General features: G+C 38.1%; 17 protein-coding genes and 1 pseudogene. 9 read left to right on the forward strand and 9 right to left on the reverse strand.

What is annotated here, in order from left to right:
* Positions 1 to 33: 33 nt before the first annotated feature.
* The 3 genes and pseudogenes from I7H67_RS14015 to I7H67_RS14025 form a co-directional block, all read right to left on the reverse strand.
* Positions 34 to 1,111, reverse strand: a pseudogene (locus I7H67_RS14015) (DUF6670 family protein).
* A gap of 17 nt (positions 1,112 to 1,128) precedes the next feature.
* Positions 1,129 to 1,962: a CDP-diacylglycerol--serine O-phosphatidyltransferase gene (gene pssA, locus I7H67_RS14020; RefSeq protein WP_004789558.1), complete on the reverse strand. Its 834-nt coding sequence runs from the start codon at positions 1,960 to 1,962 to the stop codon at positions 1,129 to 1,131.
* Positions 1,963 to 2,003: 41 nt separating this feature from the next.
* Positions 2,004 to 2,861 carry a 23S rRNA (adenine(2030)-N(6))-methyltransferase RlmJ gene (locus tag I7H67_RS14025; RefSeq protein WP_004789560.1) on the reverse strand — a complete coding sequence of 286 codons (858 nt, stop codon included), beginning with the start codon at positions 2,859 to 2,861 and terminating at the stop codon, positions 2,004 to 2,006.
* A 117-nt stretch (positions 2,862 to 2,978) separates the two neighbouring features.
* Between I7H67_RS14025 and I7H67_RS14030 the strand changes: the two genes are divergently transcribed.
* Positions 2,979 to 3,584 (forward strand): 2OG-Fe(II) oxygenase, encoded by a 606-nt coding sequence (locus I7H67_RS14030; RefSeq protein ID WP_004789561.1) that lies wholly within the window; start codon positions 2,979 to 2,981, stop codon positions 3,582 to 3,584.
* Positions 3,585 to 3,651: 67 nt separating this feature from the next.
* Entirely contained in the window at positions 3,652 to 4,179 is a 528-nt protein-coding gene (locus tag I7H67_RS14035) for a hypothetical protein (protein ID WP_151988623.1), read from the forward strand.
* Between the two features lie 63 nt (positions 4,180 to 4,242).
* Here the strand turns inward: I7H67_RS14035 and I7H67_RS14040 are convergent, their stop codons facing one another.
* The 4 genes from I7H67_RS14040 to I7H67_RS14055 all read right to left on the reverse strand — a co-directional run bounded on the left by I7H67_RS14040 (position 4,243) and on the right by I7H67_RS14055 (position 8,525).
* Positions 4,243 to 4,488, reverse strand: coding sequence for a DUF2789 family protein (locus I7H67_RS14040; protein WP_002119522.1), 246 nt, complete (start codon positions 4,486 to 4,488; stop codon positions 4,243 to 4,245).
* Between the two features lie 176 nt (positions 4,489 to 4,664).
* Positions 4,665 to 5,651: a malate dehydrogenase gene (locus I7H67_RS14045; RefSeq protein ID WP_003653591.1), complete on the reverse strand. Its 987-nt coding sequence runs from the start codon at positions 5,649 to 5,651 to the stop codon at positions 4,665 to 4,667.
* Positions 5,652 to 5,862: 211 nt separating this feature from the next.
* The gene (locus I7H67_RS14050) at positions 5,863 to 6,525 is read right to left on the reverse strand and encodes a ribonuclease T2 family protein (protein WP_198308138.1); all 663 of its coding nucleotides are present in this window, start codon (positions 6,523 to 6,525) and stop codon (positions 5,863 to 5,865) included.
* A gap of 56 nt (positions 6,526 to 6,581) precedes the next feature.
* Positions 6,582 to 8,525 (reverse strand): lytic transglycosylase domain-containing protein, encoded by a 1,944-nt coding sequence (locus I7H67_RS14055; protein WP_198308139.1) that lies wholly within the window; start codon positions 8,523 to 8,525, stop codon positions 6,582 to 6,584.
* A 287-nt stretch (positions 8,526 to 8,812) separates the two neighbouring features.
* On the opposite strand from I7H67_RS14055, the gene miaB reads away from it, so the two are divergent.
* Genes miaB through ybeY form a run of 3 tightly spaced genes read left to right on the forward strand, consistent with a single transcriptional unit; the run spans position 8,813 to position 11,882 of the window.
* Positions 8,813 to 10,264 (forward strand): tRNA (N6-isopentenyl adenosine(37)-C2)-methylthiotransferase MiaB, encoded by a 1,452-nt coding sequence (gene miaB / locus I7H67_RS14060; protein ID WP_005301343.1) that lies wholly within the window; start codon positions 8,813 to 8,815, stop codon positions 10,262 to 10,264.
* A gap of 37 nt (positions 10,265 to 10,301) precedes the next feature.
* Complete coding sequence (locus tag I7H67_RS14065; RefSeq protein WP_004789570.1) at positions 10,302 to 11,390, forward strand: PhoH family protein; 1,089 nt, start codon at positions 10,302 to 10,304, stop codon at positions 11,388 to 11,390.
* Between the two features lie 9 nt (positions 11,391 to 11,399).
* A complete protein-coding gene (gene ybeY, locus I7H67_RS14070) occupies positions 11,400 to 11,882 on the forward strand; it encodes an rRNA maturation RNase YbeY (RefSeq protein WP_004789571.1) in 483 nt (160 codons plus the stop codon).
* 100 nt (positions 11,883 to 11,982) lie between these two features.
* On the opposite strand, the gene I7H67_RS14075 is transcribed toward ybeY, so the two are convergent.
* The gene (locus tag I7H67_RS14075) at positions 11,983 to 12,867 is read right to left on the reverse strand and encodes an energy transducer TonB (RefSeq protein ID WP_151988624.1); all 885 of its coding nucleotides are present in this window, start codon (positions 12,865 to 12,867) and stop codon (positions 11,983 to 11,985) included.
* A 231-nt stretch (positions 12,868 to 13,098) separates the two neighbouring features.
* Between I7H67_RS14075 and I7H67_RS14080 the strand changes: the two genes are divergently transcribed.
* The 3 genes from I7H67_RS14080 to I7H67_RS14090 all read left to right on the forward strand — a co-directional run bounded on the left by I7H67_RS14080 (position 13,099) and on the right by I7H67_RS14090 (position 15,289).
* Complete coding sequence (locus I7H67_RS14080) at positions 13,099 to 13,770, forward strand: hypothetical protein (RefSeq protein ID WP_004789576.1); 672 nt, start codon at positions 13,099 to 13,101, stop codon at positions 13,768 to 13,770.
* A 158-nt stretch (positions 13,771 to 13,928) separates the two neighbouring features.
* Complete coding sequence (locus I7H67_RS14085; RefSeq protein ID WP_004789577.1) at positions 13,929 to 14,642, forward strand: DUF3108 domain-containing protein; 714 nt, start codon at positions 13,929 to 13,931, stop codon at positions 14,640 to 14,642.
* A gap of 71 nt (positions 14,643 to 14,713) precedes the next feature.
* Complete coding sequence (locus I7H67_RS14090; RefSeq protein ID WP_004789579.1) at positions 14,714 to 15,289, forward strand: xanthine phosphoribosyltransferase; 576 nt, start codon at positions 14,714 to 14,716, stop codon at positions 15,287 to 15,289.
* A 47-nt stretch (positions 15,290 to 15,336) separates the two neighbouring features.
* On the opposite strand, the gene wrbA is transcribed toward I7H67_RS14090, so the two are convergent.
* Positions 15,337 to 15,945 carry an NAD(P)H:quinone oxidoreductase gene (wrbA, locus tag I7H67_RS14095; RefSeq protein WP_023274375.1) on the reverse strand — a complete coding sequence of 203 codons (609 nt, stop codon included), beginning with the start codon at positions 15,943 to 15,945 and terminating at the stop codon, positions 15,337 to 15,339.
* A 360-nt stretch (positions 15,946 to 16,305) separates the two neighbouring features.
* On the opposite strand from wrbA, the gene I7H67_RS14100 reads away from it, so the two are divergent.
* Positions 16,306 to 17,553 (forward strand): YihY family inner membrane protein, encoded by a 1,248-nt coding sequence (locus I7H67_RS14100; protein ID WP_016140126.1) that lies wholly within the window; start codon positions 16,306 to 16,308, stop codon positions 17,551 to 17,553.
* Positions 17,554 to 17,646 lie beyond the last annotated feature (93 nt).

The raw sequence follows: 17,646 nt of genomic DNA on the forward strand, positions 1-17,646 counted from the left end.
GTGCAACGAAAGTTCGCTTTTTAATCAAAAATGCTAAAAATAATCATTTTTTATATAAACATGGTTGTAAAAGCATCAATTTATCTAAAATTTTCTCGTCTTGATTCTTTTCCTGCCACCTAAGTGGGCGACAATCAATATATTCACAATACCCCCCCTCACCTTGTAGACATTGTTCATTCCAACTTAATTGGTATTGAAAGCTTCCTACATATCCAGCAGCTAATCCAAACTTGTAGTCACCACGGCTTTGTGCATAGAGTTCAAAAATAATTTTTCCATTTTTTTTACACTGCCAAGAAAATTCTCTGGGTAAATACATCTCTTTACCATTCGGTGTTCTAACTTTTGGATAAACGCGATGGATATGTAAATTTACATCTTCAGTAAAGCTCTCAACAGGCTTCCCAAATTCTTGAATATCTAATCTTGAACATAAGATGATATTCCACTGATTTCTTATTTGTGAAAATGCAAGCTGAGTCGTTTCATTTAAATTAATAATTTGGCATGTGTAGAAACATAAAGATAAGAATGGTAAATGCAGGGCTCTTGCGTGTTTAAATCGTCCCAACCCTTCAACTTGATACTTTTGCCCTTTATAAAAAACTTCACCTTCACATAAACATAGTGTTGACCAATAGTCCGAAACACCCCACTGCAATGCAGAATTATTAGAGATATTTTCTGAAATATGAATAGTAAGATTGCAACCCATTTCTAGGTCTAATCGTTGAAGATGGATCTTTGGGATTTTCCACTCAATCAAGTCTGTTTTATCAAACTTGTATTGTTCTGAGTCAAACTGGCACTGCCGCCGAATAGAATAAGTTTTTAAATGTCCCACACTATGTTGGCTATTACTCACAAGCACAGTTGCAGTATCAATTGCCGAAGTCGTAATGGTGTGAGCGTTATAACAAAGGGGAATTCGTGGCTGCCCAACTAGACTAATGTAATTAAAGTAACGCAGTGGAGCAGGAAGATTTGGAAGGATTAAGCCTTGATAAACTATTTTAAAAAAGCCGCGAGAAGGCTGATATACAACCCCCTCTTTAGCATTCAGGCCCAGCTGCTGTAATTGATTAATTTGACTTATCAACTTAGGCATACTGAACCTCTTCTATTTTATGTTTTTATTGTTTCGTTACTCTTGCGTGCAAATAGTGTCGTAACAAAACCAGAAAGAGCATAGAGAATTGAAACAGTCAAAATGCCCATTGGAATATTATAAGTGATTGCCGCAAAAATCAGTACTACTGGCAACATAACTACAAAGGGAACACGTTTACGGTCCATTTGCTTGAAAGAATAATATTTAATATTGGAAATCATGAGCAATCCCACAACAACCATAATCACAGCATTAATGCTTTTAATCGCAATATCACGTAAATCAAAAATGAAAGGATAATCGCGAGCAACCCACACAAGGGAAATAATGATAATGGCAGCGAGTGGACTTGCAATCCCAATAAAATAGCGCTTATCAACAACACCAATTTGTACATTGAAACGTGCTAAACGGAAAGCTGCACATGCTGTATAAACAAAACAACATGCTAACCCAATACGGCCTAAATCATGCAAACTCCAGCTATACATCAGCATTGCCGGAGCCACACCAAAAGCTAATAAATCAGAAAGGGAATCATATTGCTCGCCAAAAGCACTTTGTGCACCAATCGCGCGAGCAACTCGACCATCTAGACCATCTAGAAGCGCTGCTATAAAAATGGCATAAATAGCTTGGGTAAAATCCCCATTCATACTTGCAATGATGGAATAGAAACCAGACAACAAAGCGGCTGTCGTAATTAAGTTAGGCCAAAGATAAATACCTCGGCGCTTCACTTTTTGTCCTTCCGGATTATCCTCTTCTTCAACCACTTCGAATGTAATCCCATCAAATGAATGTTCATTATGAGTTAAATCTTGCTCTGGTTTAGGCGCATTTGTCATTATTTTCTATTCCAAACATGTGCATTGATTTAAGTTAACTGTTACTCACCTACTAACCAGCGAACAGCAGCGTGACCACCAGTTTCTTGCATGCGTAGATGCGGGAATAACCACTGTAGAGCCTGATCAGCTTGTTCAGAGAACTGCCAAGGTGGGTTAATCACTAATAGACCACAACCATTCAAACCTACAGGTGTGTCATCTGGCCATACACAAATTTCGCAGACTAACTGACGGCGAATTCCTGTTTTAAACATTTTCTTTTCAAAACGTTCAATCATCGCGCGGTCTTTGATTGGATACCAAACTGCAAAAACACCTGTTGGCCATTTCTTATGGGCTTGTTGTAACAGTTCAACTAATTGCGGAAAATCTTTACGCTCTAATTCGTAAGGTGGGTCAATCATGACCAAGCCACGTTTTTCTTTTGGCGGAATTACGCCAAGTAGACCTTCGTAGGCATCACGTTCATGTAAACCTGCACGTTTATCATAAATGTTGTGTCGCAATTGTTGAAATACATCGCGTTGCATTTCAAAAATTGTTGCCTTATCAATTTCACGCATGCCTTGCAAAGCAAACCATGGTGAGCCCGGATAACTACCTTTGCCTTCTTCAGAGCGTAGCTGTTCTACCAACTTCAAATATTGCTGGATTGCTTCAGGTGCCTGACGCTTTTCCATTTCAGATATTTGAACTAGACGGTGAATGCCTGTAAGAAACTCTCCAGACTTTTGTGCAGGTGCCAGAGATAAATCATATTTTCCTGCACCTCCATGCGTATCGATATAACGATAAGGTTTATCTTTAGCATTTAAACGGTTGAGAAGCTGTAGCAAAAGCACATGCTTCATAACATCTGCAAAGTTGCCCGCATGGAAATGGTGACGGTAATTCATGTTGACTTTAATTCCTCAATTCAACAAATAGTTTAACATGAAAAAAATATTCTTTCGTAAGGTTGTGATCATCTAAAATAGAGCGGCTTGATATTTTTACGATCTACTCGAGGTTATATGCTCTCTCACCCGCTTCCGGACTCATGGGATCTGGATCAAATTCTAGATGATTTAAATACGCATGGCTTTGCGATTATTAATCAAGCCTATTCGGATCAATATCGCGCTCAAGTCGCTAACGAGTGTAGCCATCATATTGATGAATTTAGAGAAGCTGGCATTCAAAACGGCGTGATGAGCAATATTCGTAGCGATCATATTCTCTGGATTAATGATCAACTTCCTATTGCTCAGCAACATATTGAAACCTTAACTTCTTTTTCACAAAATCTAAATCAAGCATTCTATTTAGGAATTAAAGAAGTGGAAGCTCATTTCGCCCGTTATGGTTTGGGTGAGTTTTATGCTTTACACCGAGACAATCCTCAACAAAAAAATGATCGTATTATCTCAACCGTTTATTATTTACATCCAGAATGGCAAGAAGATTGGGGTGGTCAATTACGACTGCAAGATAAAAATGAGAAGTGGCATATCGTTAATCCAGAGCCAAATCGACTTGTAATATTTCAAAGCAATTTATTACATGAAGTATTAACTTCAAAACAACAAAGACTCTCTATCACAGCTTGGCTTCGTAGCGGAAATTCGATTTGGGTTTAATGGTTACTCTTTAAATTTGGCAAATGAACCCGATATAAAAGCTATTGATTAAAGAAGGTAATGGCGTATGTCTATTGAAAGTAAAACAATTGTGAACCGAATTGGTGAAACAGACCAACTTTATTTGACTGAAAATACGCCTGAACTTGCTTTGGAGCGTGCCGAGTTACGCATGCAACTTGTCTTACTAAGTCGTGTTCGCCAAGAACAACTTCATTTTCTACAAGAAGCGATTGTTTTGCTTGAACAAGCTCGTATGGAATATGAAGAAATGCCTTTGAGCTTATATCTTAATTTGTCTCTACACTTGGCCAAAGCGTATATGCTTTATTTTGAACTAAATAAAGAAAAACGTTTTGCGTTGATTACTCAACAAATTTTGAAGCCATTAGCACATCATGAACATGCTGATATATATTTCTTCTTGGCTTATGCGTCAGCCGCTCGACAAGAGTCGGCATTGACACGCCATTGGTTAACTAAATATTTATCAACAAGCACGTGTGATCTTGAATTGCTTCATGGCCAACCTGTATTTGATCTTGTCCGTCATGAGCCATGGTACAAGGATCAATTAAAAATAAAGACACATTAAACAGTTAATGTAATTAGGCCTGTTTTATATATTGAATGTAAAACAGGCCTTTGTTTTATTCGTTTATTTTTTCACACTATCTTCGTGTAGTTGTTCATTAAGTTCATCAATCACCACAATCCATTCATCATCTTTTTCCCAATGGCTCTTTAAAAAATCACTTTGACCTTTTGACCAAAAAGAAGCTTCATGTAATTTCTGTTCAGCAGGCAATTGATGTGTTTTGATAAAGTTTTCGATGCTTGCTTCATCTGAATCTAAACCCAGCTGATCAAATAAAAGCTCTAAAGTAGGTTGCTGTTCAAACATTGTTATTCTCCTATAACTTGTTTTAAATCATCTATTAACTAATCTAACAATAAAACCTTTTTATATGCATGATAATGTTTATATTTTCTTGTTGTTTTTTGTGTTTTGTTTCAAATGATTAAATATAAAAAAGCACTCTAAAAAGAGTGCTTTTTTTAACTTATCAAAAAGATAAATTATTTCAACATGTCAGCAATTGCTGCACGTTCTTCTTCAAGCTCGTTTAGAGTGAAGTTGATACGCTCACGGCTGAATTCATCGATTTCTAAACCTTGAACGATTTTATATTCACCATTCTCAGTTGTTACAGGGAAACCGAACATAACGCCTTCTGGAATACCATAAGAACCGTCAGATGGAATACCCATAGTTACCCATTTGCCGTTTGTGCCAAGTGCCCAGTCGCGCATATGGTCAATTGCAGCGTTAGCAGCAGAAGCAGCAGAAGACAAACCACGTGCTTCAATAATCGCAGCACCACGTTTACCAACAGTTGGAAGGAACACATCTTTGTTCCATGCCGCATCGTTGATTTTGTCTTTTAAGCTTTCGCCATTTGCAGTTGCAAAACGGTAGTCAGCATACATTGTTGGAGAGTGGTTGCCCCAAACTGTTAAGTGTTCGATATCAGCAACTGCAACACCAGCTTTTTGAGCAACTTGAGTCAACGCACGGTTGTGGTCAAGACGCAACATAGCAGTAAAGTTTTTCGCTGGAAGGTCTGGAGCAGAGTTCATAGCGATGTAAGCGTTAGTGTTTGCAGGGTTACCTACAACTAATACTTTAACGTCACGACTAGCAACTTCGTTTAATGCTTGACCTTGGCCGATGAAAATTTCACCGTTAACTTTTAACAAGTCAGCACGTTCCATACCAGGACCACGTGGACGAGAACCTACCAATAAAGCGTAGTCAGCATCTTTAAATGCAACTTTCGGATCATCAGTCCCGATCATGCCAGCCAATAAAGGGAAAGCACAGTCATCAAGTTCCATCATTACGCCTTTAAGCGCTTGTTGAGCTTTTTCAACTGGAACTTCAAGCAATTGTAAAATAACAGGTTGATCTTTACCTAACATTTCACCGCTTGCGATACGGAATAATAAGCTGTAACCAATTTGACCTGCAGCGCCAGTCACGGCAACACGAACGGGTTGCTTCATGTAATTGTCTCCAATGAGTGTCCTTAATCGGGCTAAATAGGAATTCCATCTAACCAAATCATCATAAACGGCAAAGATTGTACTCTAAAGATGTGGCAGATGCATGTAAAAGCGACTCATTTTCACCAAAAGTCTGATAGAAAATACAAATTAATCTTTACAAATAGATTCAATGTATGGTCAGCATTTTTTCACGAAATGATAGTTACCTTTAGTAACTACCTTTAATCGTGATTTCACCAGGGCAATTCGATACCACATGATTTGCACATTGTTTATATTGGCCTTTTACCGTGTAACACACCTTTACTTCCGTTAAAACAACATCTGAACGTGATAACTGACAAGTCAAACGAATACCATTTTGAGGCAAGCTCGGATTAAGACGAGTAAATTGCTGTTTTAAGGCCGACTGTTGAATTTCAACATTTGTCGAACTGGTAAGACTAGCTGGAATTTTTAAACGTTCAGCAAAGTTAATGACTGTCCGGAAATATTGACTTGCATTCATAGGAACGCATCCCCCGACACTTTTCCAAAGCTGTACACGCGCATTATTGTCAGGCATGACCCGAGCTACGACTTTGGCTTGCAATGGGGAAAGAGCTGCCGAACTTTCTGTTGAACAATCAGTCTGATTTGTTTCTGGCATAAGGCCCGTAATTGTCAGTGAATATCCTTCAAGACATTTACGTTGTTTTTGTTTAGAGGGATCTAACGCACATGCGGCAGGTGTCATTTGTACGTGCATCACATATCCCTGTAAATTAACAGGTTCGGCATGCAAAACGAAACTCATCAATCCTACCCCTGCACAGATAAGCCACCATGCAAGTTGCAAAATTGAACGAAGTTCCAAATATCTATATTTCATTTAATTAAAACTTGAATATGCCAATTAAAAGAAGATCCATCATCAACCACCTAAACTTAAGGCGATGTACGCATTGGAATGACTTTCATACGTTGTGATAATGATTGAGCCCCTTGCCCCAATATCACACCATAATGTGTTGCATTCGTCATAACATGCTTGACATAGTCTCTGGTTTCTAACAATGGAATTGTCTCTGTATATTGGTCAGCCGAAATTGATTGAAAGTCCGGTTGCCAACGTCTTGCCCGATTAGGTCCAGCATTATAACCTGCCGTTGCCAAAACTGGATTATTGCTTAATTGTCCCTGAATCATCGACAGATAAAATGTACCATAACGAATATTGGTATTCATTTCATTTAATGCCGCTGGATTATAGGTTTCGCCCATTTGACGTGCAATCAACTTTGCCGTATCAGGCATAATTTGCATAAGTCCACCCGCTCCAACATGCGAGCGTGCAGAGGTAACAAATCGGCTTTCTTGGCGCATTAAACCATAAGCCCACGCTGGATCAATTCCTGCATTGTAACTATGACTTACGACATTAGTCTTATGGGGGGTCACATAGCGATACGTATCATTATGTTTATTTGTTGTACGATCTGCTGCGTAAATTGCACGGTCATACCATCCCATATCATGAGCACGCTTTGCAGCAGCTAACAACACACCATCATCATGTTGAAGATAAGCTTGTCGAACGGCCCAGTTCCATTCTCGATTGGTATAAGTTGGATTTGCATTGATACGTCTTAAAGTAAAAGCACGGTTAAAGTGAACATTCTGATCTAAACGTCTTAAATCACTTGCTGTTGGTTGATCATCATAAGGTTGGTGATTATAACGTTCACCCAAACGATCTTTAGCTAACAGGTTATGATAGTCATCGCCACTGTCAGCTAATTTCTTATAAATACGTTGCGCAGTATTTTTTGAATTACTGTCATTGCGCTGCTCTGTTGCACGAGCAAGCCAATATTGCCAGCGATCTTCTTGTTTTTGTGTCACGCTCATAGCATCAATAGCACGAATTAAACTTTCCCACGCACCAAATCGAATTGCCTGACGCGCATAAATTTCAGCTTCTTCAGGGCTTAGAGGATAACCGTAACTTGCATCAAAATATTGAAGAACTTCACGATTGAAATTATTTTTCATGACCGTGGTGCCACCAATATAAGCCACAGTTCTATATAAATACTTTTGTATATTCTCTGGTGTACCTTGAGCGACACGTTGTACGTTCGAAAAAGCGTTAGGTAAGTCATTATTAGCCAAACGACCTAATGCAAAAATTAAATAAGCATAGTCTGTATCATTTGCTTTAGGCGCGCTCCACAAATAATTGAGTGGGTTAGCCTGAATTTGATTAAGCTGAGTCAAAGACAAATTCATACCTAAAGTCTGCGCCGTAGCAAGGGCCTGCCCTGTTAAACCAGAACGTAACTGCACCCAAAGGCGCTGTTGCTTATCTTGCTGACTCATTAATGGGCTAGATAACATCAAGCGTCCTAGACCCACACAAGATTCAGGTTGCGATTCGGTGGCTAACCATACATCTTTATATTCAGCGAAAACTAATGCATCACCAGTTTTGGCTCTCACCTGTGCCAATGCACAGTTTTCGGCCTGATCTGGATTGGTGACATAAGATAGTAAAGGTTGTGCAGATGCGAAGTCAGCTTGTTTAACTTTTTCTTCAACATAATCGGCTGCCAATTTCTCAGCCATTGCTGATTGAGGATAACGTTGAGCAAAACTTACAATCGAAGCTGAAGGTTGAAAGCCAAGATTGGTATTAAGTTTCCAATATTCTGGATAGTACCCCAATACATCATTTTGCATAGCAAGCTGATATTGGTCCAATAACGCGGTATTGCCACTATTTGCAGCATTTAATGCATCATTGAACTGCTCTTCGGCAGCATAGGTAAATGAACAACCAAGTAAACACATAGCTCCTAACCAGCTACGATGCATATATTTATTTTTCATTACACGACTATGGATTGATGAGCTCTTTCTACTTGGTCTCATAAATGTGTTAAACCCTGACTATTCACCTTCAAAGCATAGTTTAATTAGTCTTCGTGCTTTCTTTTGTTGTGTTATGTAACTCTATGATTCAACATCATTAAAATTCACATAATTTACTTCAAAAAAACGGTGTCACCTTCTAAAGGTTTACTGTTATCGGTTCGGTCCAAATACTGCTATAATGAATGGTTTGACCCATTTTGGGCAAATTTATTCTTTTTTAGATCGATCTGTTAGGAGCCTGCATGACGGTTCAAACCTTCATTCCCAATGGTGCCAAAGCTGCCTCAGAAAACACTGTTACCCAGCCAACGCACACCACTGATGTTTCAATAAAAAAACTTTATATTGAAACTCAAGGGTGTCAGATGAATGAGTATGACAGTCACCGTATGGCAGACCTTTTAGGGGACTCTCACGGTTACATTTTAACGAGCAACCCTAATGAAGCAGACATCCTGCTTATGAATACGTGTTCTATCCGTGAAAAAGCACAGGAAAAAGTATTCAGTGAATTAGGGCGCTGGCGCAAACTAAAAGACAAAAATCCAGATCTTGTGATTGGTGTCGGTGGGTGTGTTGCTTCTCAAGAAGGCGACAATATTCAAAAACGTGCGCCTTATGTCGACATGATTTTTGGCCCTCAAACATTACACCGTTTACCACAAATGCTTGATCAACATAATGCTCAAGTAGAAAAACCTAAAAAAGACAAAATCAAACTCGTTGATATTTCTTTCCCAGATATTGAAAAGTTCGACTTTTTACCAGAACCACGCGTAGAAGGCTTTAAAGCATTTGTTTCTATCATGGAAGGCTGTTCTAAATACTGCTCTTTCTGTGTAGTTCCATATACACGCGGTGAAGAAGTTTCTCGACCTTTAGATGATGTACTTGCAGAAATTGCAGGCCTTGCTGAAAAAGGTGTCCGTGAAATTTCACTTCTTGGTCAAAATGTAAATGGTTACCGTGGTGAAACCTTCGAAGGTGGCATCTGTACCTTCCCTGAATTGTTACGACTCGTTGCAGAAATTCCGGGTATTGGACGCTTACGTTATACAACATCGCACCCACTTGAGTTCTCTGATGAGCTAATTCAGTGTTATGAAGATTTACCTCAAATGGTGTCACATTTACACTTGCCTGTTCAAAGTGGTTCGAATGATGTTTTACAGGCAATGAAGCGAAATCACACGATTGATGTTTATATCGATAAAATTGCGAAGCTACGTAAAATTCGTCCAGACATGCATTTATCAAGCGATTTTATTATTGGCTTCCCTGGCGAAACTGATGAAAATTTTGCAGAAACATTGCAATTTATCAAAGATTTAGATTTCGATCACTCGTATAGTTTTGTTTATTCGAAACGCCCAGGTACACCAGCATCAGACTTGCCAGACACCACACCTGAGCAAGTTAAAAAAGAGCGTTTAGCTCAAGTTCAGAAAGTCATTAAGCAGTCTAGTATTGAAAAAACAGATGCCATGTTAGGTAAAATTGAACGTGTACTTATTGAAAAAGTATCTGATCAAGACCCTAATATTTTAATTGGTACTGCTGACAATACACGTCTAGTCACTTTCGTTGGTGATGCAACATGGGTTGGTCGTTTTGCAGAGATCGAGATTACTGAAATTAAAACTTTAAATTTTGTTTACGGTGAGCTCTTGAATCTTGAACCTGACGTGGCGTAATGTAGAGGTATTCTAAAGTCTACTGAAAGGTTTTCTCTTGACTGCAGCGATTCGACGTACCGTAACATTTCCTGAAATTTCAATGGAACGTTTAAAGAGCATTCTAGGTGCCTATAATGGGCACCTGAAGCAAATTGAACAGCGTTTAGATGTCAAAATTACTCATCGTGGAGATGTTTTTCACATAGATGGTGAAATAGATGCTGTTGGGAGAGCCGAAGCATTATTGCAACGACTCTACGAAGAGTCTGAGGTATCCCAGCAAATCAGTGCTGATCTATTACACCTGCTCATTCAATCATCACAAACTGAACGCAATTTCGAGTTGGTTGGTGACGAAATGGATGAACACGATGCGCCGCTTGATGTCTATTTCCAGACCCGAAAAGGCCGCATTAATCCACGTGGTGCCAATCAAAAACGTTATGTACAACGTATTTTACAAAGCGATATTTCTTTTGGTGTAGGCCCTGCTGGTACAGGTAAAACCTATTTAGCAGTTGCTGCCGCCGTAGACATGCTAGAACGTAACGAAATCCAGCGGATTTTACTTGTACGTCCTGCTGTAGAAGCTGGAGAAAAGCTGGGTTTCTTACCCGGTGATTTAACCCAAAAAATTGACCCCTATTTACGTCCTCTTTACGATGCACTTTACGAAATGCTTGGCTTTGAAAAAGTTGCTAAGTTAATCGAGCGTCAAGTCATTGAGGTTGCACCTCTTGCATATATGCGTGGGCGCACACTTAACCATTCATTTGTCATTTTGGATGAAGCTCAAAACACAACACCAGAACAAATGAAAATGTTCTTGACCCGTTTAGGTTTTGGCTCTCGTGCAGTGATTACAGGTGACATTACTCAAGTAGATTTACCTCGAGGTCAACAATCTGGTTTGGCACACGCACTTCGCGTACTCGAGAATATTACAGAAATTCATATTACCCGTTTCCATTCCCGTGACGTTGTACGTCACCAACTGGTTCAAAAAATCGTTGAAGCGTATGAAGGATGGGATGGTGAACAACAGCGTCTTAATGCTGAAGCACGTGCTGAACGCAAAGCACGTCAAGAGGCATTAGTTGCTGAAAACGATACAGCAGCAGACTTGCAACATCAGGATGCTTAAGGATTTATTTTGAAAATCAGTTTAAGTTTACAACAAGACTTTCAATCACCTGAGTTAGAGCTCAAACGAGCTCAACTCAAAAAAATTATTGAGACAACTTTACGCCACGTTGGTTATAAAGAAGATTGCGAAATTGGCGTTGCTTGTGTCGATTTAGCAGAAAGCCAACAACTTAATCTGCAATATCGAGAGAAAGATAAACCAACTAATGTTTTATCATTTCCAAGTGATATTCCTGAAGAAGTTTTACCAATGCTAGATGCCCTACCTCTAGGTGATTTAGTTATTTGTATTCCAGTGGTATTACAAGAAGCATTAGAACAGAAAAAAACTGCCCAAAACCATTTTGCACATCTCTTAGTACATGGTGTTTTACATTTACTTGGCTATGACCATGAAACCAGTGATGAAGATGCAGAGGAAATGGAAGGGATTGAAGTCGAAATTCTAGCAAAGCTGAATATCGAAAATCCTTACCAAGAACAGATTTAATCATTATTGATTAGAAAAAAAACATAATCTGTCTTCAGATGGGATTTTTTCTAATTAATTATAATCAATGTGGATAAGCTAAGACTTATCCACATTTTTATTAATGTACTTCAAATTCTGCTTGAGCCGGATCGAAACGCCACGTACGTACAATACGTAATTCAGAAATATCTTTCATATTGGCATCGAAATGCCCAAATGGTGCACCGCGACGTACTGAAGACTTAGCTGCTTCATCTAATATAGAGTGCCCTGAGCTTTCAAGTAATCGAATTGCACGAATTCCGCCTTGAGCATTCAAAATCACCATTAAACGGACTTCGCCTCTTAGCTGTTGTTGTTTGGCTTCTTCTGGATAATAGCGATTACCATACAACTCTACTTTTTCACGGAACTTATCTAAATAAGCAGCCGAAGCATCTTTTTTCGCTTGAATTCCATCTACTGTTTTGATTTTTTGTTGCCGACTAAAATCTTGTCTACGTTGTAAATATTGTGCTTCAAGACTCGCAACCATCGCAGCTTTTGCCTGAAATTGACTTTGTAATTGTTCTAGTTCTTTTTTCCTTTGACTCGCATCAGCTTGTTTTTGCCAACTCAAAACAGTCATTAAGACTTTTTCTTCAAATTTAAGCTCTCTTTGTTGCTGAACCTTTTGCAAACTTTCTAACTCTGCATTTCCAGTTGAAGCATCATTAGGCATCGGATTTGGAGTATCACTAGAGGTACGGTGAGCTTCACGAAATGTGCCCGAACCCTGCTGGTCCGCTTGTGCTAAAAAATCTGCCTGCTGAACTGGCTCATTGCTTGATCGAATTGAAATTGCAATTTCTTTAGTAGATTGCTCTGACGGGCTAGGCATGGCAAAGTGGATGAGTAACACAAAAATATGCAGTAAAATTGCCAATATTGTTGCAGCAATAAAGACTCGGTCTTGCCACCAATGGTAAAAAGGCTCTATAGATAGACTTCTTTTGTTCAACATAATCTTAAAAGCATATAAATGCCTTATCCCCACGGTTTAAACCGAATAAAATATAAACTGATATTCAAATCTGGATAAAAGTGTGATTCACTTCAAATATAGAGTTTTATCCATTTTCATTTTGTCAAAATGTATCAATTAAATTTGTTACACTGCAATATCAAAACTCGTTTTTTATCATAATAAAGATTGTGTTGGTTCTTAAGTAAATTATCTTCTGGAAGTTCTTTTATGCAAACGCTATTTTCCTCATTAGTCAGACGCCTTAAAAAGGTCTACCAAAAAGCAGAAGCATTTATTGAAGAAGAAAGAGATTTTACGTTATCACAAACCTTTCTGAATGCGACTTTACAACGTTATGTCACCAATAATGTTGAATTTCTAGATGACCTCCACGCTGATCTTTATCATGACTGGTTAAGGTTATATGCAACCATGCATGTAAAAGGCCTAGAGACGACACTATCTGTTGATTTAAAACTGATTCAGATGGAATTTAATCAAGAACAACAGCTTTTAGTTTTTGAACAAATTAGTAATACACAAATTATTGAAGCGAAATATAAAAACTTTTGGCAGAAGATTGCCGTAAAAGCCGCGGTTTTTTACTACCATAAAATTTTGAAAAAAGATCCTTTAGGAATGATTCTGGAACGTTTTAATGTAGCAGAAGAACGTGATGAACTGATATTCCTTGATCTCAATCGCTGGTTTGGTAAAAAAGCCAGTATTATCGAGACATTAAGTAAAGTACATGTAAATTACGCACGAGTTCGTGAGGCTGAGCTAGTTGTATTTGGAAATGTGAATTTAGCAGCATTACTTTACCGTGATCAGGACGATGATTTTGAAGATGAATTAGAAGATTCTGAAATCACACCAATCCAGCAAAAAGATGTATAGCGCTGTGATGAATAAAAATGAATTAACTGCGAAAAAACACAAATAGATTACACATTTAGCATAAATCCTGATTTTTTCTCCATGATCAACAGGCATAATATGTTTAAGTTATAGATGCATCAGCACTGACTTTTCAGTCTGTACAAGGATATTTACTTATGGCAACAAAATTTCTGAAATCGTTTGGCATCGCAACAGGTATTTCAACAACTTTGCTTTTTGCAGGTTTCTCAAGCCATGCACTTGCCATGAGCCCATTTCAGGCAAATTATCAGTTCACTTATAATAATAAAGGTATGGGTTCGGCTACACGTACCTTAAGCCAGCAAGGTAATAATTGGACTTATAATTTCACGGCAAAAGCTGGTGGAATTGCTTCTGCAAGTGAAACAAGTAAATTTAGTTTTGCTAATGGTAAAATTGGATCTCAAAGTTTTAGCCGTACGAGCAAAATTTTGATTCATAACAACACCATGAATATTAACTTTAATCCAAACAGCAAAACTATTTCTACCAAGAAAGACGATAAAGCTCGTTCATTTGCTTGGCAGGCTGGTGTACTTGATGAGTTAAATGCAGAATTACAAGTGCGTGAAGATTTAAAAAATGGTTCACTTAAAACTTCATATCCTCTTGCCGATGCAAAAGAAGTTGAAAATCGTCGTTTTGTAAAACAAGGCAATGAGAAAATTAAAACTTCTTATGGCACATTTGATACTGTAAAAGTTGTTTTAGAACATGGTAAACCAGACCGTAATACTATTTTCTGGTTAGCACCTAAATTGGACTACTTACCAGTTAAAGTCAGCCATGTTGATGGTAAAACTTCTTATGGCCTGTTATTAACAAGTTATACAGGTAAAACGAATTAAAGCTTGCATTTTTTCGGATGCTTTTTAAAATACGCATTTGCTTTAAAAGCATCCGTCTAGAGGATTCTCCCGTGCACGCACTAGAACAGAAAATCTTAACAGAAGGTATCGTTCTATCTGATCAAGTCTTGAAAGTCGACGCTTTCTTAAACCACCAAATTGATCCTGTATTAATGCAGCAGATTGGTAAAGAATTTGCCGCTCGCTTTAAAGATGCAGGGATTACCAAGATTATTACCATTGAAGCATCAGGTATTGCACCTGCAATCATGGCAGGTTTGGAACTTGGTGTACCTGTAATTTTCGCTCGTAAATATCAGTCATTGACGCTAAAAGATGACTTATATCGCTCTAAAGTATTTAGTTTTACTAAACAAACTGAAAGCACGATTGCGATTTCAAACAAACACCTTCATTCAACTGATAAAGCATTAGTTATTGATGACTTCTTGGCGAATGGTCAAGCAGCATTAGGACTAATTGATTTAATTCACCAAGCAAATGCAGAGGTTGTGGGAGTTGGTATCGTGATTGAAAAATCATTCCAACCGGGCCGTGATTTATTGCTTGAAAAAGGCTACCGAGTTGAGTCATTAGCACGTGTTCTTTCTCTTACAGATGGTAAAGTTACTTTTGTAAAAGAATAAATTGTGCAAATAAAAAAGAGCGGATATCCGCTCTTTTTTTTGGCTGTTTAAAGAGAAACCACCAGCTTTTTAACAACTTCACCCAAACGCTTACCTTGAGCTTCACACAAAATCTTTTCATCCTGACTTAAGCTCTGGTCATGGCGGGGTCCGCTTACATGACTTGCCCCATACGGTGTTCCACCTGTTTTAGTGTTAGATAAAGCTGGAATTGCATTTGGTAATCCCAGAATCATCATCCCGTGATGAAATAACGGCGGCAACATCGTGAGTAAAGTACTCTCCTGCCCACCATGCATTGATCCAGAAGAAGTAAAAACACAAGCAGGTTTATTATGTAATGCTCCATTGAGCCAAAGACTCGTCGTTTGGTCCCAAAAATATTTCATTTCACTTGCCATATTGCCGAAGCGAGTTGGGGAACCTAACGCCAGACCTGCACAATTCGCTAGATCATCTAACGTACAGTAGATATCGCCTTCTGCTGGAATACTTGGTTCAGCTACCGTGACGACCGGAGCAATATTTGGCACCGTCCGAATTTTCACTGACATACCCGCAGACTCAACACCATTGGCAATTAAATGCGCCATTTCTTTAGTAGAACCATATTTACTGTAATAGAGTACAAGAATGTAAGGTTGCATCGGTTTCATAAATTTTGTTAAAAAGAACACTATACGGTATTTTTTATTTTTTTGGCGAAACCAATTTTATGAAATTCTAGAGGTGATTGATTGTTTAGCGTTAAAGGCAACACGAGCAAATTTCTCAAATTCGTTGAGTAAAAGGTTCATCAACTTTTGATGAATCTTATGATCACACAACAGAAAGTCAACTTTTCTGAAAAGATTATGGCTACAATTTTTTCTATAGCGCATAGTAAACTTACAGAACGACTTTAATTCTATAAGTTATTATTTTGCTTTAATCTACGATTTGAGTTCTTCAGCTCATACTTTGATAAGCTATTAATCGCCCAACATGATGATTAAAAAAATCGGGATAGACAACGCATGTTACAACGTTTTTTAAGTAAGCTTCCTTTTTATAATAAAACCTGGTTTCAGTTCGTTTTATATGTATTTAAACGTTTTGAAGCTGATCGGTGCCGTGAACAAGCTGGTTCCCTCACCTATACAACACTATTCGCAGTTGTACCAATGTTAACGGTTTTTTTAGTTATTATCTCATCAATTAAAGCGTTAGAACCTGCAAGACAACAGCTCCAACATTTAATCTATAGTAATTTTTTACCCAAGAGCACTATTGCATTTGATAAAGCTCTAAATGCTTTCACAGAGAAATCGAGCAACCTGACCGTTATTGGTGTGCTATTTTTATTCGTCACTACCGTTTTAATGCTGACCTCAATTGAAACCGTTTTTAATCGCATTTGGCGCGTAAAAGAAACTCGTAGTGGCATTATGGGGTTCATGCGTTACTGGACCATCATCTCTTTAGGCCCGATTATCTTAGGAAGTGCATTCGTCATTTCCTCGACTGTCGCTTCCATGAATATTCTCAGCAATAATTTTGCAGGATATCAACTTGATGGATCATTTATACTCTGGTTAATTTCTTTCTTATTGACCATTGTTGGCTTTTTTATTTTGTATTGGACTATTCCGAATCGAACAGTTCCAGTTTATGCAGCTGGTATAGCGGCCTGCTTAAGTGCTGTACTTTTTGAAATACTCAAAAACCTATTCAGCTTCGTCATGTCAAATTTCACCAGCTATGAACTGATCTACGGCGCATTTGCAGCGGTACCTATCTTCCTGTTATGGATCTTTCTTTCATGGAATATTATTTTACTGGGTGTAGAAGTTAGTTTTGCTTTAACTGCTTTTCACTCAGGTAAAGAGCAAAAACGACATCCTGTTCTAATGTTATTAGATATTCTTGAGCTGTTTTATAAAAAGCAAAAGCTGGGTGAAAGTGTAAGTGATAAAGAAGCTTTAGAAATTTTAGGCCGTGGAGAAATTGGTCGCTGGCCTGCTTATGTGCTTTTACTAGAAGAACAAAATTTAGTTAAACGTACTGATAAAGATGAATATGTTCTAGCGCGTAATTTATCCCAAGTTGATTTCTGGAGTTTTTTCACAGCCCTTCCGTACCCATTGCCTTTACGTCAAGATGTCCAAAATGTGCATGATGACGATGAATGGATGGAAAAAATTGGACCAGCGCTTATTGAGTCTAATGATTATTTGGCTGCAAAACTTTCTATTCCTCTTTCAACAGTGTTTGAAGAGAAATAGAAAATAAGACGATTTATTAATATAAATGTCTTCCACTTCTAGACAATAAAAAACCCTATTATTGAAAAAATAATAGGGTTAAAAATTAGAAAA

The organism is Acinetobacter sp. ACIN00229 (assembly GCF_016106645.1).
In the GTDB taxonomy this organism is placed as follows: Bacteria; Pseudomonadota; Gammaproteobacteria; order Pseudomonadales; family Moraxellaceae; genus Acinetobacter; species Acinetobacter oleivorans.